Raw genomic sequence first — 22,567 nt, 5'->3', positions numbered from 1 at the left:
GTGCCGCCAGACTTTTAAATAAGAGCGAGAGCCCAGCAGAGATGCTGGGCTTTTTTGCTATCTATAGTTTAGAAATAATTGAACTTAACCAAACTGACGACAGAAAGGGATATGATTTGAGATGAGCTCATTAATCGCTTTTAATAAACCATTCAATGTAGTTACACAATTTTCAGCACATGAAAAATATCCAACATTGAAAGATTTTATCTCATTACCCAAATTTTATCCTGCTGGACGATTAGATACTGACAGTGAAGGATTACTTTTATTAACAAACGATGGTAAACTACAAGCTAAAATTAGTTCACCAAAATTTAAGCTACCAAAAACGTATTGGGTTCAAGTTGAAGGATCAATTACTCAACAAGCAATAGATAAATTAAAGCGTGGTGTTCAATTAAAAGAATTTTATACTGCACCTGCACTAGCAACTATTTTAGAAGAACCAACATTCCTATGGCAAAGAGTGCCTCCTATTAGAGAACGTAAAACTATTCCGACATCATGGATAAGTATCACTATTACAGAAGGTAAAAATCGACAAGTTCGAAGGATGTGTGCTGCAGTTGGTTTTCCATGTTTACGATTGATTAGAGTCCAAATAGGTCAATATAATTTATTCAGCCATAATTTACCTTTAGGTGAATGGAAAACAATAAACCTAGATAATCTTTATCTATAAAATAAATAGTAGATAATTAAGTACTATTTTGTAGAGAATTTTTGAATAAACTAGATCAATATATTCATCTATTTGTACTGAATAAATTGGGCTTTATACTAAAATAAGATAAAATGATCTTTATCATGATCATAGGATAACTATTTATGGTAGAACAAAAAAAAGAGGGATTTTTTTCTCGTCTAAAACAAAGTCTCTTTAAAACAAAACAAAATATAGGATCAGGTTTTTTAAATTTATTTAGAGGAAAAAAAATAGACGATGCTTTATTTGAAGAACTTGAAGAACAATTATTAATTGCAGATGTTGGTTTTGAAACTACGCAAAAAATTATTTCAGCTTTAACTCAACAAGCTTCTCGCAAAGCGTTAAAAGATGCTGATGCTTTACATGAACTATTAAAGCAAGAAATGAAATCTGTGTTAAATGGAGTTGATAAACCGCTGGATATTTCAACTCATAAACCATTTGTGATATTAATGGTTGGTGTTAACGGTGTCGGTAAAACAACAACAATAGGTAAATTAGCTCGTCAATTTCAACAACAAGGTAAATCTGTTATGCTTGCCGCAGGTGATACATTTCGTGCTGCAGCGGTTGAACAATTACAAGTATGGGGAGAACGAAATAATATTCCGGTAATTGCACAGCATATTAATGCGGATTCGGCTTCAGTTATTTATGATGCCATTCAAGCTGCCAAAGCTAAAAATATTGATGTTCTAATAGCTGATACTGCAGGTCGTTTACAAAACAAATCACATTTAATGGATGAACTAAAAAAAATTGTTCGAGTGATAAAAAAACATGATGAAACTGCACCACATGAAATCATGTTAACAATTGATGCAGGCACTGGACAAAACGCAATTAGCCAAACTAAATTATTTAATGAAGCAGTTGGATTAACAGGCATGACCTTAACTAAATTAGATGGTACCGCAAAAGGAGGTATTATCTTTAGTATTGCTGATCAGTTTAATATCCCTATCCGTTATATTGGTGTTGGCGAAAAAATTGAAGATTTAAGACCCTTCAACGCTGATGATTTTATTAACGCACTGTTTGATGAAACAGATGAATAGAGAGAGGCTATGATCCAATTTCAACATGTGAGTAAAGTTTATTCTGGCGGAAGACCTGCATTGCAGAATATAAACTTTACATTATCAACAGGTGAAATGGCATTTTTAACAGGTCATTCGGGTGCTGGCAAAAGCACCTTAATGCGTCTTATTTGTGGTTTGGAAAAAGCGAATGATGGTAAAGTAATGCTTAATAACATTGATGTGTCAACGTTACGAAAGCAGGATATGCCTTTTTTACGGCGAAAAATAGGTATGATCTTTCAAGATCACCAATTACTTATGGATCATACTGTTTATGACAATGTTGCTATTCCTTTAATCATTTTAGGTAAACCAGTTGAAGAAATCCGACGACGGGTTTCTGCATCGCTTGATAAAGTTGGATTAATCAATAAAGCTAAATTCTATCCCATTCAGTTATCTGGTGGAGAACAGCAAAGGGTAGGGATTGCAAGAGCGATTGTTAATCGTCCCAGTGTGTTATTAGCCGATGAGCCTACAGGTAATCTTGATGATAAACTTTCAAAAGATATCTTAAAATTGTTTGAAGAATTTAATCAAGCTGGCGTAACGGTATTAATGGCAACGCATAATATTGGGCTTATTCGTCGAAAACACCACCGGATACTTCATTTAAATCAAGGGCGTTTAGAGGGCTAATATTAATGATAAACGCTAATGTCAGATCAGCCAAATCAACTTCTAAAAATAAAAGTCACTTTTTAGGTCGTTGGAAAAGACAAATAAGTTATGCATGGCAAAATGTTTTTAATCATTTCAAACAAAATATTTTAACATCACTACTGACAATTTTAGTTATAGCAATTTCAATAAGCTTACCAACAATCGGCTATTTATTATGGAAAAATGCGAATCAAGCTGCACATCGGTGGTCTCCAACGCCAAATTTAACGGCATATATAAGCAAGACATTTAATGCTGAGCAAACTGACGAATTAATTGAAAAAATCAAATCTCTTTCAGAGGTGGAAAAAGTTAATTATCTTTCACGCGATGATGCTAAAGAAGAATTTATTTCATGGTCTGGATTCAGTAGTGCATTAGATTTATTAGAAGAAAATCCACTGCCGGCGGTAGCAATTATTATTCCTAAACCAGAAGCAAAAAAGACAGAAATACTTCATAAATTACAATCAGAAATTTTCAAAATTGATGGTATCGATGATGTCAAACTAGACGATAGCTGGTTTACTCGTTTGACAGCTTTAACTGATATGGTTAAAGCAATAGTTTGGGCTATTGCAATATTTATGATTATTGCAGTATCACTGGTTATTGGAAATAGTATTCGTTTAAGTATTTTTGCCCGAAAACAAACAATTATTGTTATGCAATTAATAGGCGCTACCGAAGGTTTTATTTTACGCCCTTTTCTGTATAGTGGAATGTTTATTGGATTTATAAGTGCTTTATTTTCTGTCGTTTTATCGGAAATATTTATTTTTCAGATAGAATCTATTATATTAAATGTCTCAAATGAATTCGGAACAGTATTTTCACTAGAAGGGTTATTGTGGGATGAAGTCTTGCTAATTGTATTAATTACAATTGTGATAGGATGGTTATCATCACTTATTACAACAAAAAGATATTTAAAAATTAGTTAATTAAGATAGTTCTTCTTAATAGTATTAAGTAGAAAAGGTGATTAATATTTTTATAAATATTTTTTTATTTTAAACCTAATTGTGAACTAAATTACATTTTAACTGTCTAATATTAAAAGTTTAAAACTGTATAAAGTTTTATATTGTTGTAATCAAAAATAAATACAACAAAAAAAGTTTAAATAAAGGGGGAATTAAATGAGTACTGATTTAAAAATGCAAGTAGGTGCTTTAATCCCACAAGGCAATATTGAATCTTACCTTCGCTTGATTAATACCTATCCTATGCTAACTGCTGAGGAAGAAAAATCTTTAGGCGAAAGACTTTACTATCATGATGATGTTGATGCAGCAAGACAATTAATTTTATCGCATTTACGTTTTGTTGCGCACATCGCCCGTGGTTATTCTGGTTACGGTTTACCACAAGCAGATTTGATACAAGAAGGTAATATTGGTCTAATGAAAGCAGTACGTCGCTTTAATCCTGAAATGGGCGTTCGTTTAGTGTCATTTGCAGTACATTGGATTAAAGCTGAAATTCATGAGTATGTGTTAAAAAACTGGCGTATTGTTAAAGTTGCAACGACTAAAGCACAAAGAAAATTATTCTTTAATTTAAGAAAAAATAAACAACGTTTGGGTTGGTTTAATAGTGCTGAAGTTGATATGGTTGCTGATGAATTAGGTGTTAGCCGTAAAGATGTGCTTGAAATGGAATCGCGTATGTCTGCACAAGATATGTCCTTTGATGTCGATAGTGATGATGATGATAACGCAGTTGTTGCGCCGGCATTATATTTAGAAGATAGTAATTCAGATTTCTCTAAATCAATTGAAAATGATAATTGGGAAAATGATGCAACCGACAAGTTACATGATGCTTTATCACAATTAGATGAACGTAGCCAAGATATCATTAAAGCTCGATGGTTAGATGCTGATGATAGTAAATCAACGTTGCAAGTTTTGGCTGATAAATATAGTGTTTCGGCTGAACGAATCCGCCAACTTGAAAAAAATGCTATGAAAAAACTACGTGTTGCGATAGAAGCATAAGCTTTTTGTTAACTGCTACTTTTATAAGCCTTGCTGGAAAAGCAGTAAGGCTTTTTTTATGAATAAAATCTTTAAATTACAGTTAATAGGGGTTTAAAATACTATTATCAAAATTCATCCAAAAAACATATAAATATGTTATAAATAAAAAATAATCTTTATTTATGACCACATTGCATAAATATATTTATGTAAATGACTTACTAATTTAGGAATAAGAAATGTTGAAAAAAATTACTAAAAGTATTTTATTAAGCCTTCTGTTTGCAAATCTTGTTGCTTGTAATGAAAAAAATAAACATGACCTAGGAACTATCAAAATAGATACTGGTGCAGTTGAATGTGATCGCTATATTGCATTGATTTTGGATTTACAAAATACATCACAACTGCCTGCCGAATCTGAAGAGTCAATTAAAAAAAGTATTGAGGAGTTTAGACAGATGGTTGAAAAAAATCCAGATGTGATTAAAGGTGAATGTAATGCGGCCTACTCTGCGATGCGAGGCGCTATAGAGGAACGCTAATTTCAATGAAACATTAAACAAGGATTCTTTAGCGTATCCATTCAAAAGAATTTTTATGTGCTTATAATAACTGATTTCAAAGCGCACAATAAAAAGTTAATTAGTTTTTGTTGAAAATGCATATTATTCATATCAGTTAAAATCAAGAATTTTTTCGTAGCGATTTTATATTAAAGGCAATCGGTAAGTATTTAGATTGCCATCTGCTATAGGATTAAAAACAACCTTTATTTATTGCGCTTAATGCTGCTTCTTGAGCATGTAACAGAGCTGTATCAAAAAAAGGGATCTTGTGATCTGCTTGAGAAATTAATAAACCAATCTCCGTACAACCAAGTATCACTCCTTGGGCTCCTTTTATAACTAGCTTATCAATGATATCAAGATAGGTTTGTTTCGATGTAGGGTTAATGATACCATGGCAAAGTTCATCATAAATAATTTGATTGATGATCATTCTATCTTGCTCATCGGGAATCAGCACTTTTAAACCTTTATTAATCAGTTTTGATTTATAAAAGTCTTGTTCCATCGTATATTTTGTTCCAAGCAAAGCAACGGTTTGAATATTTTCTTTAATTAAGTGCTGTGCCGTAACATCAGCAATATGAAGAATGGGAATATCAATGGCTGCTTGAATCTGATCTGCGACTTTGTGCATAGTATTGGTACAAATCACGATAAAATCTGCACCAGCTTGCACTAACCTTTTCGCTGCATCAATTAAAATAAGCGCACTTTTATCCCACTCACCATTGGCTTGGCAATGTTCAATTTCTTGAAAATCGACACTATATAAAAGTGTTTTCGCTGAATGTAATCCTCCTAATGATTGTCCTACCTTTTGATTGATAACTTGATAATAAGTCACGGTACTTTCCCAGCTCATCCCGCCGATTAAACCTATTGTTTTCATTTTATTCATCCTTAACGTACTAAATCATAATATAACTTCTTTAAGATATCTTTTAGTTTATTATTAAAAGTTTATGTATCTCTTCTCTCAAAAAATAGTACTAATGTTATAATTTATCTTATTGGAATTTAAGATAAAAAACAATTAATGTCTAAACCGTTATCAAGTTATCATCCCTTACTTTATTGGTTAAGGGTAAATCAGCGTCGTTTGTTTCGTCATTTGTTCTGGTATTGTTCTTCGCGTCAATATAGCTTAGAACGTAGTCATGATTTACGTTTACCATATCGTTATAAAAAACATACATCCAAATTAATACGTCGATTGGGTAACAGCGATATTCAGCTTCAATACAATAAAGTCACAAATCTAAAAATTGCAGTGGATTCGTTAAATGGAATCTTAATTAAACCAGGTGAATATTTTTCGTTTTGCCGATTAGTCGGAAAACCAACTAAAAAGCGAGGATTTTTGAATGGAATGGAACTATCATTTGGTGTAGCTCGTTCCGGTATTGGCGGTGGTATATGTCAGATTAGTAATCTAATTCATTGGTTAGCTCTCCATTCAGAACTCCAAATAGTCGAACGAGCAAATCATAGCTTTGATCCTTTTCCTGATGATGGTCGAGTGTTGCCTTTTGGTTCGGGTGCCGCTATTTTTTATAATTATATTGATTTTATTATTTATAATCCTACCGATAAAACGTTTCAAATTATGCTTCATGTTGGAGAGCACCAACTAGAAGGTGAGCTATTATGTGATGAAGAAAGACAATACAGCTATCATGTTTATGAAAAGCAGCATGCCTTTATTAAAAGGCAAGGTGTTATCTATAGAAAAAATGAAATCTGGAGAGACACCATGACCAAAAACAATGTCGGTGGCGCCCCGGCATGTATTCGTTCAGAAATGATGTATAAAAATAATGTAATTGTAAAATACGAAGTGAATGGAGAATTGATAACAAATGAAGAAAACGAGTAAATATCTATTATTAATGCCATTAATGTGTTTAGTTTTATCTTTTTCATGTTTTGCTGATCCCAAAGTGATTCATGTCGTTGTTGCATTATGTGATAATAAGTATCAAGGCATTGCACCAGTTCCGGCTGCAATCGGTAATGGTCAAGATCCAAAAAATAATCTTTATTGGGGGGCGGCCTATGGTTTTAAAACCTACTTTGGTAAACAAAAAGAGTGGCAAGTAGTACAAATCAATAAACCTGATGATGATAAAATATTAGAAGAGATTATATATAAGCATCGAAGCAAAGATGTTTATCTGATTGCTCAGGCATATAATGGCAAATACATAGATGATACTATTGATGATTTTATAGAATATTCAGCAGGCAAAAAACAATCATCATTTACGATAGATAACAAGAAAATAACGGCTGGAGGTAAAGCTGATTTAGTCGTTTATATTGGTCATAATGCTTTAATGGAATGGTCTTGGCATAAATTTTTGCCTGATAGCTGGCGTTGGGAAACACTTTCAAATGACGCACGAGAACAACAAAAATCGAGATATGCGGCCGTTTTTGCTTGTAAAAGTCAGAAATATTTTTCGAAGCCGTTATCTCGTTTGGGGATTTCGCCCTTGATTTTAACTATGCATCTTATGGCTCCGGAAGCATATAGTGTGCACGCTATGATTGACGCTTGGTTAAAAGGCGAAAGTAAAGCTAATATTCGATTGAAAGTGGCTACTGCCTATAGCAAGTATCAGAAATTAAACAAACCCGCTTTGAATATGTTTACTACTGAATATAGTCAATAGCATCGTAGTTAAATCGGCATAATTTTGAATACTAGAGTCTAAAATATGATCAAAACACCTAAAATTGTTATTTTAACTGGTGCCGGTATTTCGGCTGAATCTGGGTTATCGACATTCCGTGCGCAAAATGGATTGTGGGAAGGGTATGATGTTAACGATGTTGCAACCTATGAAGGTTATAATCGTAATCCCATTGCGGTTCATTCCTTCTATAATATGCTACGAAGAAAATTACAAAGTCCTGATGTAAAACCGAATTTAGCTCACTTTGCTTTAGCTGAACTGGAACACAAATTGGGCAGTGAAAATGTATTAGTGGTCACACAAAATGTAGATAATCTACATGAAATAGCAGGTTCTAAAAATATTATTCATATGCACGGAGAATTACTTAAAGTGCGCAATGAACAAACAGGGCAGATTATCGATTGTCTGGAAGATGTCGATTATCAACAAAATAAATTTATTCGCCCTCATATAGTATGGTTTGGAGAAATCCCATTACAAATGGATAAAATCTACGATGCACTTTCACAGGCTGACTATTTCATTTCTATTGGGACATCTGGTAATGTTTATCCTGCCGCAGGATTTGTAAAAGTTGCCAATCAATCGGGAGCTAAAACTGTTGAGCTTAATTTAGAGCCAAGTTTAAGAGAAAGTTTATTTCAAACCAAAATTTACGGCCCAGCAAGTCAAGTTGTGCCTGAATTTATTAAAAAATTTATTGTTTAATTTATGTTTGAAAAAAATTAAATAAAGAATTTTTAATCTATAATTTCATTTAAAGAGCTTAATTGCAAAAAAAGAATAAGTGGTTATTTGGAAAAAATAGATTTTTTATATTAAATTTATCGATAAGATACTATTTTTGTAATTTAATCATATAATTTAAAGCATTAATCAATTCCGATTATTTTAATCTAAGCTTTCTTTTAAGATAATTGACAGAGCTTCTTTCATATTCTTAATATATTTAAAAATTTTTTACTAATGCCATTTTAGTTTGATATTATTTATTTTAAAAAGTGCTATAGTTTAGAAATTTATGTGGGAGAAATGTTTTATTGGTTTCTTAACTATTCTCTTTATTAAAACTTAGTAATCAGCTTATTGAACACATAATCGATATCAAATTAGATAATGCTGCTAGTAATCTACTTTTTTAATTTCACATTACCATGTTGAGAAAAAAAATATTTCCCTTCACTGGTAATTACGGAAGCAATAATATGAATAAATTTATTTGTGTTTAGTGGCTGCTTTTGCTCTTAATTTGGCAATTTTTTTTAATTTTGTAATATCGTTATCATTTTTAACAATATGCATTTTACGGTGGCAGTTAGGACATAATGCAACCGTATTTTCTATTGAATCTTCGCCACCTTCAGATAACCAGATTATATGATGACACTCTAGATAAGGAATATTATCCTTTGTCAAGAAAGGTGCTGGATTGTCACAAAGATCACATTTTCCTTTAGCTTTACGTTTTGTAAATTCAGCTAACTCAGCACTTCTTATATATTGAGGCGTAACAATGTCTCGTTTACCTGGTTTTTTATTTTGCTTAATTATTTTACTGAGTAACTTATCTACTTTGTATTTGTGAACTTGTTCTTCTTTTGCTTTTTTATAATTAGAAAAAATTCTATTTGGTAACTTATTCTCAGTAAGTTTTAGTGGAAAAACCCAAACTTTACGTAATACTTGATTAGCATCGTGTTGCTGAGTTTGATAGGGTGAAGCAGCTTTAATTAAACGTCCTGAATAGGTATATTCTTTTTCCTTAAACACTTCAAAATAATGTACACTAATGCCATTAGATTCAATTTCATTAAGTGTTTTATTTTGCATAAAATCTAAACTTTGATCACCTGTTTGTCCCATTCCTGTATAATGAAGTACATCATCATTCCAAACATCAGAATAAACTGACTCTACATGATTCGTAATTAGAACTAGAGTATGAGTAGTATTAGATTTTCGCATTCCACCTTGTGGACTACATTTAAAAATATCACATAATTGTTGATTATTTAAAACTGTACCAGGTATTAATTGTTTAATTTGATTGTCGATTTTGGCCATCGTTATTAGTTCCTAAACACTTCTCTCAAATGCCATTCAACAAACCGATCATGTAAATAATCTTCCTTCGATCTAGGTTGCTTAATATCTTTTCCGTCAAAATCCCAAAATAGTCTCTCGACAATTTGATTACCGTTAATACCATTCGATATTTTAATTTTTAAACTACTATCAAGCCCAATTACTCCCATATCAAAAGCCGAATGATGTAATGAACAAAGCGCTAAACCATTATTGATAACACAAGGACCGCCATGCTGTTTCCATTTTACATGGGCTGCTTCAAGACCAATGGATACTGAATCATACCTTAAATCAAAACCACAAATTGCACATTGGTAATTGTAAGCTCGTAAGACTAACTGTCTGAACTTTGGATCGCGTTGGCGATGAAAATCGGTTAAACTAAAATCAAGTCGATTGATTAAATTTTCTTGCACACTTTCAGGAAAATGCTGACTTAAAATCTGTTCTGCTATTTGATCGATAGCAGATGGATTTTTTATAAGACATTGAAAGGATGGTTCATCAAATCCCCCATAAACTTGTGATGAGGCTAGCTGTTTGCTGGTTGGCTCTTTACTTGGATTATTGATATTTATGCAATTTTCAATATTGGTTAATTGCCAGAATCCATCATTTTTCAATCGCCAAAAAGGTATATTAGGATAGTAATGTGTACGCTGAGGACCAAAACGCATCAAGAGATCATGCAACGGTTCCTCAATTTCAGTTTTATAATTAAATAAACGTGTATGACTTTGTTTATATTTTGATAAGACATACAGAAGTAATAAAGGTTTATGTGGTGCTCGTTGTTCGCCTTTTTTCCAAATGGTGATATCAATGATTTTTTTCTGTAATTGTTTGCAATCCATTATTTTTGATAAATTAATGTAAAGATAAAGATTGGACATTATTATAAAAATAAAATTATTTTTGTGATCTAGTTCACAAAAATATGAAACATACTGTAAAAAATTAGTTTATTACAGAACAAATAAGAATATTTACTTCCAAATCGTATTTGATAAAAAGCTAGGAATAGCCGGCTTTATTTTTGGATACTAAATTAGATTACACAGTTTGTTAATTCCATATTATTCTTACAGAACGTTAATATAACGGGTCTTAAAGTATCGCCATGTATAATTTCAGGGGGGGACATTTGTTTTGTTCGCAGATTGAATCAATGTGTTGGTAATAGCGAATGTAATTTTAAATTTATATCAAACGTTCAAGATAGATTTCGCATCCACGTTATTTCCGGATAATTATAGTCTTTGTAGGGAGATATATACATACCTTCATTGGGATATACTTCTATGAAACACCCTTATATCAATTTTTTTCTCAATGCTGGCTAAGTCTTCACCAATATAGAATTGTATGCTTTCGAAGGAGATCCAACAAATGGGGTCTTTATCAATATCGACATGTTTAGTGGGATTTAGGTTATTATCTTCATTACATGAAAATAGCAGCATGAATAATAAGAACAGGATGAACTTCTTTTTCCCTTTTAATTTTAATTTATTTCCGCAATATTCCCATATTCATTTATTTTAAATTTTGTCTTTTGAGAACATATATTCTAATTATCATGCGTGTCAAAAAATTATTGTTTTTTGAAACAACATATTTATAAATTTTTCAATTCCTGCAATCCTCTGTTATTGCTGATTCCTCAATCTTTTTTACAGGATATTCCAAACCATTGTAAAATAAATAAAACGTTTTTTAGGTAAGACAATTTCATGCGTAATACACGCCATAATCATTTACCAGAGCTATTCGATTTACATTTTTAAAACAATTAGGTCGACATAACCATGAGTCATACTGCTTCCCAATATTATATTACGATCATAGATATGAATGTTATGTGCGTAACTTTGATCATTCTCAAGTGAAAGTTCAAACATGGGGAGATTATTAACAACGGGTTTTAATTTATCATTTTGTTTAACGTAGAGATTAATATATTCTGCGCTATAAGGAGAGGAAGTTGATCTGATTCTATATTGAATACGAACACCAAAAGCCAAAGTTTAAGGATTAAATTGATAACGATCTGTATCAATTTCAAAATCAACTAATTCTTTGGCATAACTTTTAAGTGCATTAAGTTGCCAACTATACCGCCTCTTTGTAGTAAGGGTAAAACGACAATAGATTTGCTTTCATCTGCTGGTCAAACTTTGCAAATTGCTATCACGAAAATGGTGTCGTTCATTGAGCAATATATCAATCCATTTTTCACCATCTTCGTGACTAACAATAGGTAAACATAATAGTGTTAATAACAACGAATTTTTTTAACCAATCATTTGATTATACTTTTATAAGCCTTTTCTATTGGAATTAGAATTTATATTTTATTAATATAGTTATTTTTTATTTTAACGTGAGGATTGTTTTAAATTTCAGGTCAATAAACATGTTGATATCATCGATATTGATAACGATTTTTTAAAGTATTTAATTTGCTGGAATTTCAGACACAAAAAAACCAGCTTTCGCTGGTGTTCTTTTAGAATTGGTGCCCGGACGCGGAATCGAACCACGGACACGGGGATTTTCAATCCCCTGCTCTACCGACTGAGCTATCCGGGCAACAATGGAGGTGTATTAAACACGATCTGTGATAATTCGTCAATTCTTTTTGTGATATATTTTTAAAAAAATAGTTTGTTTGGTTGAAAAATAACTTATTAGCTTTATATTATTACTAATATCTAACAATATCACATTATTTTAAGGGAATTGTTACATGCGATATTTCTTGTGTATTCTTTTTTTCATTTATGCTTATTTCGAAATTAGTTTTTTCATAAAGGTTGCTGATTCAATTGGAGTATTCCTTGCGCTAATTTGTATTATTGCTACTTCCTTTATTGGGTTTTCTTTAGTTAAAACACAAGGTTTAAAGAATTTTAGTATTATGCGACAAAAAATGGCTAATCATCAAAGTTTGAAAAACGAAGTAATTAAAAATGTCGCTTTGCTATTTGCTGGTTTTTTCCTGCTGATTCCGGGATTTTTGACTGATATATTAGGAGTGATTTTATTAATTCCTTACGTACAAAATTATTTAGTGAAATTAATTGTAGAAAAAATGCCTATTCAATCTAGCGTTGATTCATCAAGATTCTTTAATCAATCTGATGAGATTATTGAAGGAGAATTTATTCGGAAAGATGATGAATAAATAATCAATTGGTCATTTTTTTGAAATTCATCTCTTGAAGAATATAAAAAGATCCCCATGTAAGCTTCACTACATTATTAAATCGTAATTTTAAGATTTGTTTTTAATTATCATCTATTTAAATATTAGTGCTAGGAGATAACTAATGAAAATTCGTCCATTGCATGATCGTGTGATCATTAAACGTAAAGAAGTGGAATCAAAATCAGCTGGCGGTATTGTTTTAACAGGTTCAGCTGCAGGTAAATCAACACGTGGTGAAGTTTTAGCTGTTGGTAATGGTCGCATTTTAGAAAATGGTCAAGTACAACCGCTAGATGTTAAAGTTGGTGATATCGTAATTTTCAATGAAGGATATGGCGTTAAAACAGAAAAAATCGATAATGAAGAAGTGCTTATCCTGTCTGAAAGCGATATTTTAGCTATTGTACAAGCATAACTGGCAACTAATTTAAATTATATACAGAATTTAGGAGAAATACGAAGATGGCCGCTAAAGATGTAAAATTTGGTAATGACGCTCGCGTTAAAATGCTTCAAGGCGTGAATGTATTAGCTGATGCAGTCAAAGTGACTTTGGGCCCTAAAGGGCGTAACGTCGTTTTAGATAAATCATTTGGTGCTCCAACTATCACTAAAGATGGTGTTTCAGTTGCTCGTGAAATCGAATTAGAAGATAAATTCGAAAATATGGGTGCACAAATGGTTAAAGAAGTGGCATCGAAAGCAAATGATGCTGCTGGTGACGGTACAACAACGGCAACTGTGCTTGCTCAAGCTATTGTTAACGAAGGCTTAAAAGCTGTGGCTGCAGGAATGAATCCAATGGATTTAAAACGTGGTATCGATAAAGCAGTCGTTGCAGCCGTTGAAGAACTTAAAAAATTATCAGCTCCATGTGCAGATTCTAAAGCAATTGCACAAGTTGGTACTATTTCTGCTAACTCAGATGAAACTGTGGGTACTTTAATTGCGCAAGCAATGGAAAAAGTAGGTAAAGAAGGTGTTATCACTGTTGAAGACGGCACGGGTTTACAAGACGAACTTGATGTGGTTGAAGGTATGCAGTTTGATCGTGGTTATTTATCACCTTATTTCATCAATAAACCAGAAACAGCAACGGTTGAATTAGATAGTCCATATATCTTATTAGTTGATAAAAAAATCTCTAATATCCGTGAATTATTACCGGTATTAGAAGCGGTTGCAAAAGCGGGTAAATCACTATTAATTATTGCTGAAGATGTTGAAGGTGAAGCATTAGCAACATTAGTTGTGAATACTATGCGTGGTATTGTTAAAGTTGCAGCCGTAAAAGCACCAGGTTTTGGTGACCGTCGTAAAGCAATGTTACAAGATATCGCTATTTTAACAGCTGGTACTGTCATTTCAGAAGAAATCGGTTTAGAGCTTGAAAAAGCAACGTTAGAAGATTTAGGTCAAGCTAAACGTGTTGTTATCAATAAAGACAATACTACTATCATCGATGGTGTGGGTGAAGAGTCTTTAATTAATGCTCGTGTTGAACAAATTCGTAAACAAATTGAAGAATCAACTTCTGATTACGATAAAGAAAAACTTCAAGAACGTGTGGCTAAATTAGCTGGCGGTGTTGCAGTAATTAAAGTTGGTGCAGCAACTGAAGTTGAAATGAAAGAGAAAAAAGCACGTGTAGAAGATGCATTACATGCAACTCGTGCTGCTGTTGAAGAAGGTGTTGTTGCCGGTGGTGGTGTAGCGTTAGTTCGTGCTGCTTCAGCGATTGCTGAGCTAAAAGGTGCGAATGAAGATCAAAACGTAGGTATCAAAGTTGCACTTCGTGCAATGGAAGCACCATTACGTCAAATCGTCACTAACTGTGGTGAAGAAGCATCTGTTGTTGTTAACGCAGTTAAAGGTGGTAAAGGTAACTATGGTTACAATGCTTCAACTGAAGAGTATGGTGATATGATTGCAATGGGTATTTTAGATCCAACTAAAGTAACTCGTAGTGCATTACAATATGCTGCATCTGTCGCTGGTCTTATGATCACAACTGAATGTATGGTTACTGATTTACCTAAAGATGATAAAGCTGATTTAGGTGCTGCTGGTATGGGCGGCATGGGTGGTATGGGCGGAATGATGTAATTCTTTCCTTACACACAAAATAATTATTTAAAAAACTATCCGTTTACGCGGATAGTTTTTTTGTATTCACAAATCAATCTTTTTTTCACCTTTTCATTTTCTTTTTATCAAAAAAACTTTTTACAAGTTTGAATAAATTAACAAATTGAAATTAAATGTATGTTGGAATTTGTAAAAAGAGTATTGAATTTTGCGAACTTAATTTGAAAGATGCTGATAAAGTGTTATTACGCCAATCGCAATTAACACCAATCCGCCTAAAATCTCGGCTTGTTTTCCGATAAAACAACCAATTTTTTTTCCTAGTAATAAACCTATAGTCACCATGACACAGGTTGCTAATCCAATCATGCTTGCTGCAATATAAATATTAACACTAGCTAATGCTAAACTAATTCCAACAGCAAATGCATCCAAGCTGGTAGAAATAGCGGTAAAAATTAAGATAAGAAAAGATTTTTTGGAAGAAGCTATTTCTTTTTCTGAAAAATCATCATCGCCATCTTTAAAACTATTATAAATCATGCTAATGCCTAAAAATAACATGACAGCAAATACTACCCAGTGATCCCAACGCTCTATATAGTGCAGTGTCAAAATGCCTATGAGCCAACCTAGCAATGGTGTGATTGCTTCAACGACACCAAATAAAATACCAACTTTTAAGGCGCCAATAAAGGGAGTCGATTTAAATGAAATTCCACGACAAACAGCAACCGCAAAAGCATCTGTAGACATTGCCATTGCTAATAAAAATATCGTCAAAAAACTCATGACAAATGCTCTTGTTTATAATTATTGGGATACACGATTATTTAATATAGGGTTGTACTTTATTGTTTAACAACTGATAATAAATAACTCGCTATTCTTTTATCACCTTTATTTTGATAAAGATCAGCTGTTTTTAAAACCGTTTCACGACGTTTTGCATCATATTGGAAAAGTTGTTTAAACATTAAGTCAGCTGTTTTTTTATCATCATTTTGGATTGCACAATATCCATATTGTTCATAGGTATCGGCTTTCCAATTATGGCGATCGTATTCAAGGCTTTTTTCAAACTCCTTTTGTGCTTCCTGATAACGTCCAAGACCACATAAAAAAGATCCATAATGTACATGATATAAGCCATTACCTGGTTGCATAAGGGTAATGCGTTTATAAATCATTTCTGCTTCATTGTATTCGCCAACGTGCTGATCAAACATTGCCATAGCTAGCATAATTTGTGGGTTATTGGGTGAATATTGATTTGCTAATTTGAGATTATAGTGTGCAGCTTTAATGTTATCTTCCGATTCATTTGCTTTGCTTAGATATCCTAACCCTAATTGCATTCTTGCAAAAGCTGCCGCTTCGGGATCGAACTCTTCGTTACCATTTATTTGGCAGCCTGATAGTGTTAATAATGCTAAACAGCTTAGTAATATGAGTATTTTTTTCATCAACTATTCCTTTATTAATTTACCTTGATCGTTATGCTGTTTGTTTAATAAGATTTTGCTTTTTATATAAAGTCCGTTTAGTACGATCAACGACGTCACCGGCCAACTGACCGCAAGCCGCATCAATATCATCGCCACGTGTTTTACGAACAATCACTGTAAATCCATATCCCATTAACGTTTTCATAAAACGATCGATACGTGTGTTTGAGCATTTTGAAAAAGGAGCACCAGGGAATGGGTTCCAAGGTATTAAATTGATTTTACTTGGAACGTTTTTTAAGAATTTAGCAAGTTCATGAGCATGTTCAACACTATCATTGATTTGATTAAGTAATACATATTCAATCGTTACTTTTCCATGATTAGCGTTTGATGTCGACAGATAACGTAAAATTGAGTCGCGTAACATTGCCATATTATATTTTTGATTAATTGGCATAATTTCGCTACGTATATTATCATTTGGCGCATGCAATGAAATAGCTAAGGCGACATCAATCATACCTGCTAATTTATCTAAAGCAGGAACAACACCAGAAGTCGATAGGGTTACTCGTCTTTTTGATAAGCCATAACCAAAATCATCTAACATTATTTCCATTGCTGGTACGACATTCGATAAATTGAGTAAAGGCTCTCCCATACCCATCATGACCACATTAGTAATAGGTCTATCTGCTAATTTACCGGTTACACCAATGACTTTCGATGCTCGCCATACTTGACCTATAATTTCAGATACCGTTAAGTTACGATTAAAGCCTTGTTGTGCGGTTGAACAGAATTTGCACGCTAAAGCACAGCCAACTTGTGATGAAACACAGAGGGTTGCACGATCTCTTTCTGGAATATAAACAGATTCAATCATCTGGTTATCACCAACATCTAACGCCCATTTTATTGTACCATCGGATGAGCGCTGTTCCATTGCAATTACTGGTGCTTTAATTTCAGCGATTAATTTTAGATGTTCACGTAACTTTTTGTTGATATCGGTCATCTGATCAAAATCATCTATCCCAAAATGATAGATCCATTTCATGACTTGATCAGCTCTAAATGGTTTTTCGCCCAATGAAATAAAAAACTCTCTCAATTGTTGACGAGTTAAATCAAGTAAATTTATTTTTTCACTTTTAGGATTAGTTGTATTAAGATTGGATGCATCTGCACAATTAACAGACGTATTTGGTGTAGCAGGTGTTAACATATGGCCTCGTTTTTACACATTATGGCTATTTAAAAATTTAAGGAAAGGATTATACTGTTTTTCCCTTTATATGGCTAATAGAATATTAATAATGAAAACAAATTCAGCAAAATATATCCATATTTTCTGTTTAACATTAACCCTATTTTTATATTCAACGTTTACTATGGCACAACCTATACCTTTTAACAAACTAATTGGACAGTTTGATGAAAAGATTGACAATAATTTTGTCGCATTAGATTCTACCATGTTACCTGTCAATAAAAAGGGCATGTATCTTCAAAAGGAACCCACTCAGCAGCTTATAAAAGCTTATCAAGCTTTTAAAAAAGCACATCCTGATATTCCGTTTATTATCGTAAGTGCTACACGTAATTACACCTATCAAAACTCAATTTGGCAGCGTAAATGGGATAAATTGTCCAATCAGTTTAATGATCCAGAACAAATTGCTGAAGAAATACTAAAATATTCATCAATGCCCGGTACATCTCGTCATCATTGGGGAACGGATATCGATATTACCAGTGTTTCATCAGATTATTTCAAAAATGATAAAAAGGGTAGAATTTTATATCAATGGCTTCAGGACAATTTACCTAAGTATGGCTTTTGCCAAGCGTTTAACGAAGGAAGAAATGGAGGCTATCAGCCAGAAGAGTGGCATTGGTCCTATAAGCCTATCGCTAGCCAATATATAGCACAATATAAAACACTATTAGAAAATGAACCAAGCACCATCACACAAGTCTTGAATTTCATCGGTCACGATAAAATTGATTTAGAAAGATTAGTGAAAGAATTTGTCTTAACGGTTAATACTGATTGCTATTAATCCGTAAATGAATATGCATGGTTGATTAATGCTTTCGCCAATAAGGTAAGCGAATTGTCACCGTAAGTCCACCATGATCACGGTTTGTTGCTTGAATAGTGCCATTATGCATGGTGAACGTCTTTCTGGCTATTGCAAGACCAAGACCGTAACCCTTACCTAATTGAGGCGATTGAATGCGAACAAACGGTTCAAAAATACTCGATAGTTTATTTGGATCGACACCAGGACCACGATCTTTAACTTCAATTTGTAGGTATTTACCGACTTCTTTTAAAGATACATTAACTTCTTGTCCCGGCTTTGAAAAACGAATTGCATTACGAATAATATTTTCAACTGCACGGCGAATTTGTTCCGAGTTACCTTTAACAATAGAATGAATAATCGCTGATGAAATGAAGTGAACATTTATCGATTGGTGATTCGCTTCATAATTTGCATCATTAATGACCACACGCAATAAATCTTTTAGATCAAAATATTCATCTGTGCGATTATTCATTTCAGCACGTGAATAATTTAATATTTCACCAATAAGTTGATCTAATCGTTCAGATTCTAATTCTATTCTTGCTAATGCAGTATCAATATTTTGCTTATTTTGTTGAGCTAATCCGATGGCTAATTGTAAGCGAGCAAGTGGCGTTCTAAGCTCATGTGATACATCATGCAAAAGAGCTTGGCGGTCTGAGATTAAAATATTGAGTTGTTCAACCATCATATCAAAATCTTTGCCTAATTCGCTAAGCTCATCATGGCGTGGTTTAAGTTTATTGAATAATCTAACCGAAAGATCACCTTGAGAAACTCTGAAAAAGCCTTGCCTTAATAGTTTCATTGGTCTGGTTAAGTTCCAAGCCAAAAAGAGACTAAAGACTAATCCCACACAAATTCCCATTAACACAATTGGCATTGGCATATTAAACAGGGCTTTTTTGACTTGATCATCTTTGTCTTTATCTTCCCTAAATGAAACCGCATAAAGCGTTCCATCAGGCGCAACTGCTGTACGTTGATAAATATAATTTGGCGGTTCTAATTCATCCGTAATGATATTGATTTGATCGTTTTGAGGAGAAATCAATTTTATTGATAATAAAACTCGCTCGCGTTCAGGCAGATGAGCAACAAAATTTAACGTTTCATTTTCACCTGCTACATGTAATAATTGAGCGATCATATCAACTTTTGTCGGCATATGATTGAGAAATCGTTGGTTTTTATTTTCTATATAATAAGAAAATGCAATCCAGGTTAACTGAAAAGTAAGATAGAAAATCACCCAAAATATAATGAGTATTTTCCAAAATAATCGACGATTCATCTCAAGCCTATTATCACATTAACGGATTCGGTAACCAACAGCTCGAATAGTTTCAATAGTTACTACATTTTGAGCAACTTGATGAAGTTTTTGGCGAATATTACTGATATGCACATCGACGCTACGATCATAAAGTTCACGAGCTCGACCAAGACCTATTTCAGATAACTCTTCTTTAGTGACCACCCGCTCACTGTGTTTTACCAATAATACTAATAAATTAAACTCGGTTGATGTCAAATCTATCACTTGGCCATTCCAAGTGCATAACCGTTGCGGTAAATCTAATACTAAGCCATTAAAATGGTATTTTTTATCATCGACCAACTCAACAGACCGTTCATCAAAACGACGTAAAACAGCACGCAGTCTTGCTAATAATTCGCGTGGATAACAAGGTTTTGGAATATAATCATCTGCGCCCAATTCTAACCCTAAAACACGATCAATATTATCGCCTTTAGCGGTTAACATAATAACAGGCATATTACATTGCTGACGAATACTTTTAAGAACATCAATTCCATTAATATCGGGTAACATTACATCCAAGATTGCAGCTCGATATTTGCCTGATAAGGCTTCTTCAATACCATCTTTACCTAAATAAACACTTTTGATATTAAAGCCTTCATTAGTCAGATACTCACTTAGCATCTGTGATAATTCAATATCATCATCAATTAATAAAATATTTATCATAATCGCCATTATTATATAATTATAGGTAGTTATATTATTGCAATAATAAAAAAAATGTCAGGTAATTTTACTAAAATATTACATATTTTGAACGATTGCTGTTTATTTAATTTACTACCTAATTGTTTAAAAAATGTTAGTTTAGCTATAGCTTTAATCAAAATTTAAATGAAATTGAATAACACTTTATTTTGATTAATCTAATTTGCTATAAAATTGCACTATTATATAGAGATTGTGTCATATCATCATTCAAATATAGCTTAAGATATAATAAAATATTGATAAATAAATTGTTAAATTTTCAACTAATAACATTAAGATTGATGAATGGAAGAATCTAAACAGCAAACACAATGGCAAGCATTAATTCAATTAATAAAACATGAAGTTTTACCAGCACTTGGTTGCACTGAACCTATTTCTTTGGCATTTGCTTCAGCGGTTGCTAGTCAATATCTTGACAAAAATAACATAAAAAAAATTGAAGCTTATGTTTCGCCAAATTTAATGAAAAATGGAATGGGTGTCACTGTTCCTGGTACCGGTATGGTTGGCTTACATATTGCTGCTGCGATTGGTGCAATAGGCGGTGATGCAGATGCTGGGCTTGAAGTGTTAAAAAACATCACTTCAGCGCAAATTATACAAGCAAAAGAAATGCTCACTTATGGTAAGGTACGTGTTCAAATTGCAGATAATCATAAAGCAATTTATGCAGAGGCTAATGTTTACACTGAAACAGATCATGTCAAAGTCTGTATTGAAAACACGCATACTCATTTGATATTAATTGAAAAAAATGGTGATCTTCTTTACCAAACCGATTCAGTTAATCAAGGGTTATCTCACGATGATCTTATCATAAAGCAAATGACGGTTAGATTAATCTATGAATTTGCCACCTATGCTAATTTTGACGATATAAAATTTATTTTAGAGGCAGCAAAATTAAACGATGCTTTGTCTGAAGAAGGATTAAAACAGGCTTATGGTCTAAGTATTGCGACCACTTTACGTGAGCATACTAAAAATGGATTAATGGCAGATGATTTATTATCTAAAGTAATTATTCGTACAACTGCAGCATCTGATGCTCGAATGGGCGGTGCAACATTGCCTGCGATGAGCAATTCAGGTTCAGGCAATCAAGGTATTACAGCGACCATGCCAGTAGTTGTGGTGGCTGAACATTTAAATGTCACGCAAGAGCAATTAGCCAGAGCGCTTATTCTATCGCATACCATTGCAATTTATATACATAGTAAATATCCGCCGTTATCTGCGCTTTGTGCCGCTTCAACCGCTGCTATGGGGGCAGCGGCAGGAATGGCATGGTTACTAGGCAAAGGTGAGTATGAACCGGTAGATATGGCAATTTGTAGTATGATTGGTGATTTATCTGGTATTATTTGTGATGGTGCATCTAATAGTTGTGCTATGAAAGTTTCGACATCTGTATCCTCTGCCTATAAAGCGGTATTAATGGCTTTGAGTCGTATTCGGGTAACGGGTAAGGAAGGGATTGTGTGTGATAGTGTTGAAACATCAATTAATAATTTAGGGGCAATTGTCAGTAACAGCATGAAAGCTACCGACACACAAATTATTCATATTATGTCTCACAAAGCATAAATTTTTCAAATATTTTAGTGAGTTAAACACTGTTGCGGTTTTTATATAACCAATTGGTCAATTTTTTTAAAAATATACTGGACAATATTATTTTTTATGCGTAATATTTCGTCCTACTTCAGCGGTGGCTATAGCTCAGTTGGTAGAGCCCTGGATTGTGATTCCAGTTGTCGTGGGTTCGAGTCCCATTAGCCACCCCATTTATGTCATGCATAAGTAAATCTAACGGCGAGTAGCGCAGCTTGGTAGCGCAACTGGTTTGGGACCAGTGGGTCGGAGGTTC

At 33.2% G+C, this 22,567-nt stretch carries 21 protein-coding genes, 2 tRNA genes and 1 pseudogene; 15 read left to right on the top strand and 9 right to left on the bottom strand.

All coding sequences use genetic code 11. The features are described 5' to 3' along the window. Positions 1 to 121 precede the first annotated feature (121 nt). From J3U35_RS07360 to J3U35_RS07335, 6 genes and pseudogenes are all read left to right on the top strand, one after another. Positions 122 to 685 carry a pseudouridine synthase gene (locus J3U35_RS07360; RefSeq protein ID WP_267360526.1) on the top strand — a complete coding sequence of 188 codons (564 nt, stop codon included), beginning with the start codon at positions 122 to 124 and terminating at the stop codon, positions 683 to 685. A gap of 161 nt (positions 686 to 846) precedes the next feature. Next, positions 847 to 1,770, top strand: a pseudogene (ftsY, locus tag J3U35_RS07355) (signal recognition particle-docking protein FtsY); the annotation flags it as partial. 9 nt (positions 1,771 to 1,779) lie between these two features. After that, complete coding sequence (gene ftsE / locus J3U35_RS07350) at positions 1,780 to 2,433, top strand: cell division ATP-binding protein FtsE (protein WP_267360522.1); 654 nt, start codon at positions 1,780 to 1,782, stop codon at positions 2,431 to 2,433. A 5-nt stretch (positions 2,434 to 2,438) separates the two neighbouring features. Further along, complete coding sequence (gene ftsX, locus J3U35_RS07345) at positions 2,439 to 3,401, top strand: permease-like cell division protein FtsX (protein WP_267360521.1); 963 nt, start codon at positions 2,439 to 2,441, stop codon at positions 3,399 to 3,401. Between the two features lie 198 nt (positions 3,402 to 3,599). Then, on the top strand, positions 3,600 to 4,460 hold the full coding sequence (gene rpoH, locus J3U35_RS07340) for an RNA polymerase sigma factor RpoH (protein ID WP_267360520.1): 861 nt from the start codon (positions 3,600 to 3,602) through the stop codon (positions 4,458 to 4,460). A gap of 221 nt (positions 4,461 to 4,681) precedes the next feature. Continuing rightward, positions 4,682 to 4,987 carry a hypothetical protein gene (locus tag J3U35_RS07335; RefSeq protein ID WP_267360518.1) on the top strand — a complete coding sequence of 102 codons (306 nt, stop codon included), beginning with the start codon at positions 4,682 to 4,684 and terminating at the stop codon, positions 4,985 to 4,987. Between the two features lie 214 nt (positions 4,988 to 5,201). Here J3U35_RS07335 and J3U35_RS07330 read toward each other — a convergent pair whose 3' ends face one another. Then, positions 5,202 to 5,903, bottom strand: a complete 702-nt coding sequence (locus J3U35_RS07330) for an aspartate/glutamate racemase family protein (RefSeq protein ID WP_267360517.1) — start codon at positions 5,901 to 5,903, stop codon at positions 5,202 to 5,204. Between the two features lie 147 nt (positions 5,904 to 6,050). Here J3U35_RS07330 and J3U35_RS07325 point away from each other — a divergent pair, with 147 nt between their 5' ends. Genes J3U35_RS07325 through cobB form a run of 3 tightly spaced genes read left to right on the top strand, consistent with a single transcriptional unit; the run spans position 6,051 to position 8,424 of the window. After that, positions 6,051 to 6,890: a VanW family protein gene (locus J3U35_RS07325; protein WP_267360515.1), complete on the top strand. Its 840-nt coding sequence runs from the start codon at positions 6,051 to 6,053 to the stop codon at positions 6,888 to 6,890. Then, positions 6,874 to 7,689, top strand: a complete 816-nt coding sequence (locus tag J3U35_RS07320; protein ID WP_267360513.1) for a hypothetical protein — start codon at positions 6,874 to 6,876, stop codon at positions 7,687 to 7,689. The genes J3U35_RS07325 and J3U35_RS07320 overlap by 17 nt, the downstream gene beginning before the upstream one ends. A 45-nt stretch (positions 7,690 to 7,734) precedes the next feature. Then, complete coding sequence (gene cobB, locus J3U35_RS07315) at positions 7,735 to 8,424, top strand: Sir2 family NAD+-dependent deacetylase (protein ID WP_267360511.1); 690 nt, start codon at positions 7,735 to 7,737, stop codon at positions 8,422 to 8,424. Positions 8,425 to 8,931: 507 nt separating this feature from the next. On the opposite strand, the gene J3U35_RS07310 is transcribed toward cobB, so the two are convergent. The 3 genes from J3U35_RS07310 to J3U35_RS07300 all read right to left on the bottom strand — a co-directional run bounded on the left by J3U35_RS07310 (position 8,932) and on the right by J3U35_RS07300 (position 12,396). Further along, positions 8,932 to 9,780: an HNH endonuclease gene (locus tag J3U35_RS07310; protein ID WP_267360509.1), complete on the bottom strand. Its 849-nt coding sequence runs from the start codon at positions 9,778 to 9,780 to the stop codon at positions 8,932 to 8,934. A gap of 5 nt (positions 9,781 to 9,785) precedes the next feature. Next, a complete protein-coding gene (locus tag J3U35_RS07305) occupies positions 9,786 to 10,658 on the bottom strand; it encodes a phosphorothioated DNA-binding restriction endonuclease (protein ID WP_267360507.1) in 873 nt (290 codons plus the stop codon). Positions 10,659 to 12,320: 1,662 nt separating this feature from the next. Continuing rightward, positions 12,321 to 12,396, bottom strand: a tRNA-Phe gene (locus J3U35_RS07300). A gap of 157 nt (positions 12,397 to 12,553) precedes the next feature. On the opposite strand from J3U35_RS07300, the gene J3U35_RS07295 reads away from it, so the two are divergent. The 3 genes from J3U35_RS07295 (at position 12,554) to groL (ending at position 15,121) form a co-directional block, all read left to right on the top strand. Beyond that, a complete protein-coding gene (locus J3U35_RS07295) occupies positions 12,554 to 12,991 on the top strand; it encodes an FxsA family protein (protein ID WP_267360505.1) in 438 nt (145 codons plus the stop codon). A 145-nt stretch (positions 12,992 to 13,136) separates the two neighbouring features. Further along, positions 13,137 to 13,430: a co-chaperone GroES gene (locus tag J3U35_RS07290; protein WP_034915350.1), complete on the top strand. Its 294-nt coding sequence runs from the start codon at positions 13,137 to 13,139 to the stop codon at positions 13,428 to 13,430. 47 nt (positions 13,431 to 13,477) lie between these two features. Then, the gene (gene groL, locus J3U35_RS07285; RefSeq protein WP_065558075.1) at positions 13,478 to 15,121 is read left to right on the top strand and encodes a chaperonin GroEL; all 1,644 of its coding nucleotides are present in this window, start codon (positions 13,478 to 13,480) and stop codon (positions 15,119 to 15,121) included. A gap of 198 nt (positions 15,122 to 15,319) precedes the next feature. Here groL and J3U35_RS07280 read toward each other — a convergent pair whose 3' ends face one another. From J3U35_RS07280 to J3U35_RS07270, 3 genes are read right to left on the bottom strand one after another with little or no spacing between them, the layout of a single operon-like run. Further along, a complete protein-coding gene (locus tag J3U35_RS07280) occupies positions 15,320 to 15,895 on the bottom strand; it encodes a manganese efflux pump MntP family protein (RefSeq protein ID WP_267360503.1) in 576 nt (191 codons plus the stop codon). A 59-nt stretch (positions 15,896 to 15,954) separates the two neighbouring features. Beyond that, entirely contained in the window at positions 15,955 to 16,569 is a 615-nt protein-coding gene (locus tag J3U35_RS07275; RefSeq protein ID WP_267360501.1) for a hypothetical protein, read from the bottom strand. A gap of 31 nt (positions 16,570 to 16,600) precedes the next feature. After that, positions 16,601 to 17,782: a bifunctional tRNA (adenosine(37)-C2)-methyltransferase TrmG/ribosomal RNA large subunit methyltransferase RlmN gene (locus J3U35_RS07270; protein WP_267350024.1), complete on the bottom strand. Its 1,182-nt coding sequence runs from the start codon at positions 17,780 to 17,782 to the stop codon at positions 16,601 to 16,603. 91 nt (positions 17,783 to 17,873) lie between these two features. On the opposite strand from J3U35_RS07270, the gene J3U35_RS07265 reads away from it, so the two are divergent. Next, the gene (locus tag J3U35_RS07265; protein ID WP_267350023.1) at positions 17,874 to 18,620 is read left to right on the top strand and encodes a M15 family metallopeptidase; all 747 of its coding nucleotides are present in this window, start codon (positions 17,874 to 17,876) and stop codon (positions 18,618 to 18,620) included. A 25-nt stretch (positions 18,621 to 18,645) separates the two neighbouring features. Here the strand turns inward: J3U35_RS07265 and J3U35_RS07260 are convergent, their stop codons facing one another. Next, entirely contained in the window at positions 18,646 to 19,947 is a 1,302-nt protein-coding gene (locus tag J3U35_RS07260; RefSeq protein WP_267350021.1) for an ATP-binding protein, read from the bottom strand. 18 nt (positions 19,948 to 19,965) lie between these two features. Next, on the bottom strand, positions 19,966 to 20,646 hold the full coding sequence (locus tag J3U35_RS07255; protein ID WP_065558131.1) for a response regulator transcription factor: 681 nt from the start codon (positions 20,644 to 20,646) through the stop codon (positions 19,966 to 19,968). Between the two features lie 333 nt (positions 20,647 to 20,979). On the opposite strand from J3U35_RS07255, the gene J3U35_RS07250 reads away from it, so the two are divergent. Together J3U35_RS07250 and J3U35_RS07245 are read left to right on the top strand one after the other, a co-directional pair. After that, entirely contained in the window at positions 20,980 to 22,284 is a 1,305-nt protein-coding gene (locus J3U35_RS07250) for a serine dehydratase subunit alpha family protein (protein ID WP_267360499.1), read from the top strand. Positions 22,285 to 22,408: 124 nt separating this feature from the next. Beyond that, positions 22,409 to 22,484 (top strand) — tRNA-His (locus J3U35_RS07245). The last annotated feature ends 83 nt before the right edge of the window (positions 22,485 to 22,567 follow it).

This window comes from Gilliamella sp. B2717, assembly GCF_026536675.1.
Classification (GTDB): Bacteria; Pseudomonadota; Gammaproteobacteria; order Enterobacterales; family Orbaceae; genus Gilliamella; species Gilliamella apicola_I.
Note: the sequence above shows the minus strand (reverse complement) of the source record. Positions and strands in the feature narration are given on the sequence as shown.

What these genes read in the sequence shown, in the direction of transcription:
- J3U35_RS07360 (WP_267360526.1), top strand. Translation starts at nt 122, where the DNA reads ATGAGCTCATTAATCGCTTTTAATAAACCATTCAATGTAGTTACACAA.
- ftsE (WP_267360522.1), top strand. Translation starts at nt 1,780, where the DNA reads ATGATCCAATTTCAACATGTGAGTAAAGTTTATTCTGGCGGAAGACCT.
- ftsX (WP_267360521.1), top strand. Translation starts at nt 2,439, where the DNA reads ATGATAAACGCTAATGTCAGATCAGCCAAATCAACTTCTAAAAATAAA.
- rpoH (WP_267360520.1), top strand. Translation starts at nt 3,600, where the DNA reads ATGAGTACTGATTTAAAAATGCAAGTAGGTGCTTTAATCCCACAAGGC.
- J3U35_RS07335 (WP_267360518.1), top strand. Translation starts at nt 4,682, where the DNA reads ATGTTGAAAAAAATTACTAAAAGTATTTTATTAAGCCTTCTGTTTGCA.
- J3U35_RS07330 (WP_267360517.1), bottom strand. Translation starts at nt 5,903, where the DNA reads ATGAAAACAATAGGTTTAATCGGCGGGATGAGCTGGGAAAGTACCGTG.
- J3U35_RS07325 (WP_267360515.1), top strand. Translation starts at nt 6,051, where the DNA reads ATGTCTAAACCGTTATCAAGTTATCATCCCTTACTTTATTGGTTAAGG.
- J3U35_RS07320 (WP_267360513.1), top strand. Translation starts at nt 6,874, where the DNA reads ATGAAGAAAACGAGTAAATATCTATTATTAATGCCATTAATGTGTTTA.
- cobB (WP_267360511.1), top strand. Translation starts at nt 7,735, where the DNA reads ATGATCAAAACACCTAAAATTGTTATTTTAACTGGTGCCGGTATTTCG.
- J3U35_RS07310 (WP_267360509.1), bottom strand. Translation starts at nt 9,780, where the DNA reads ATGGCCAAAATCGACAATCAAATTAAACAATTAATACCTGGTACAGTT.
- J3U35_RS07305 (WP_267360507.1), bottom strand. Translation starts at nt 10,658, where the DNA reads ATGGATTGCAAACAATTACAGAAAAAAATCATTGATATCACCATTTGG.
- J3U35_RS07295 (WP_267360505.1), top strand. Translation starts at nt 12,554, where the DNA reads ATGCGATATTTCTTGTGTATTCTTTTTTTCATTTATGCTTATTTCGAA.
- J3U35_RS07290 (WP_034915350.1), top strand. Translation starts at nt 13,137, where the DNA reads ATGAAAATTCGTCCATTGCATGATCGTGTGATCATTAAACGTAAAGAA.
- groL (WP_065558075.1), top strand. Translation starts at nt 13,478, where the DNA reads ATGGCCGCTAAAGATGTAAAATTTGGTAATGACGCTCGCGTTAAAATG.
- J3U35_RS07280 (WP_267360503.1), bottom strand. Translation starts at nt 15,895, where the DNA reads ATGAGTTTTTTGACGATATTTTTATTAGCAATGGCAATGTCTACAGAT.
- J3U35_RS07275 (WP_267360501.1), bottom strand. Translation starts at nt 16,569, where the DNA reads ATGAAAAAAATACTCATATTACTAAGCTGTTTAGCATTATTAACACTA.
- J3U35_RS07270 (WP_267350024.1), bottom strand. Translation starts at nt 17,782, where the DNA reads ATGTTAACACCTGCTACACCAAATACGTCTGTTAATTGTGCAGATGCA.
- J3U35_RS07265 (WP_267350023.1), top strand. Translation starts at nt 17,874, where the DNA reads ATGAAAACAAATTCAGCAAAATATATCCATATTTTCTGTTTAACATTA.
- J3U35_RS07260 (WP_267350021.1), bottom strand. Translation starts at nt 19,947, where the DNA reads ATGAATCGTCGATTATTTTGGAAAATACTCATTATATTTTGGGTGATT.
- J3U35_RS07250 (WP_267360499.1), top strand. Translation starts at nt 20,980, where the DNA reads ATGGAAGAATCTAAACAGCAAACACAATGGCAAGCATTAATTCAATTA.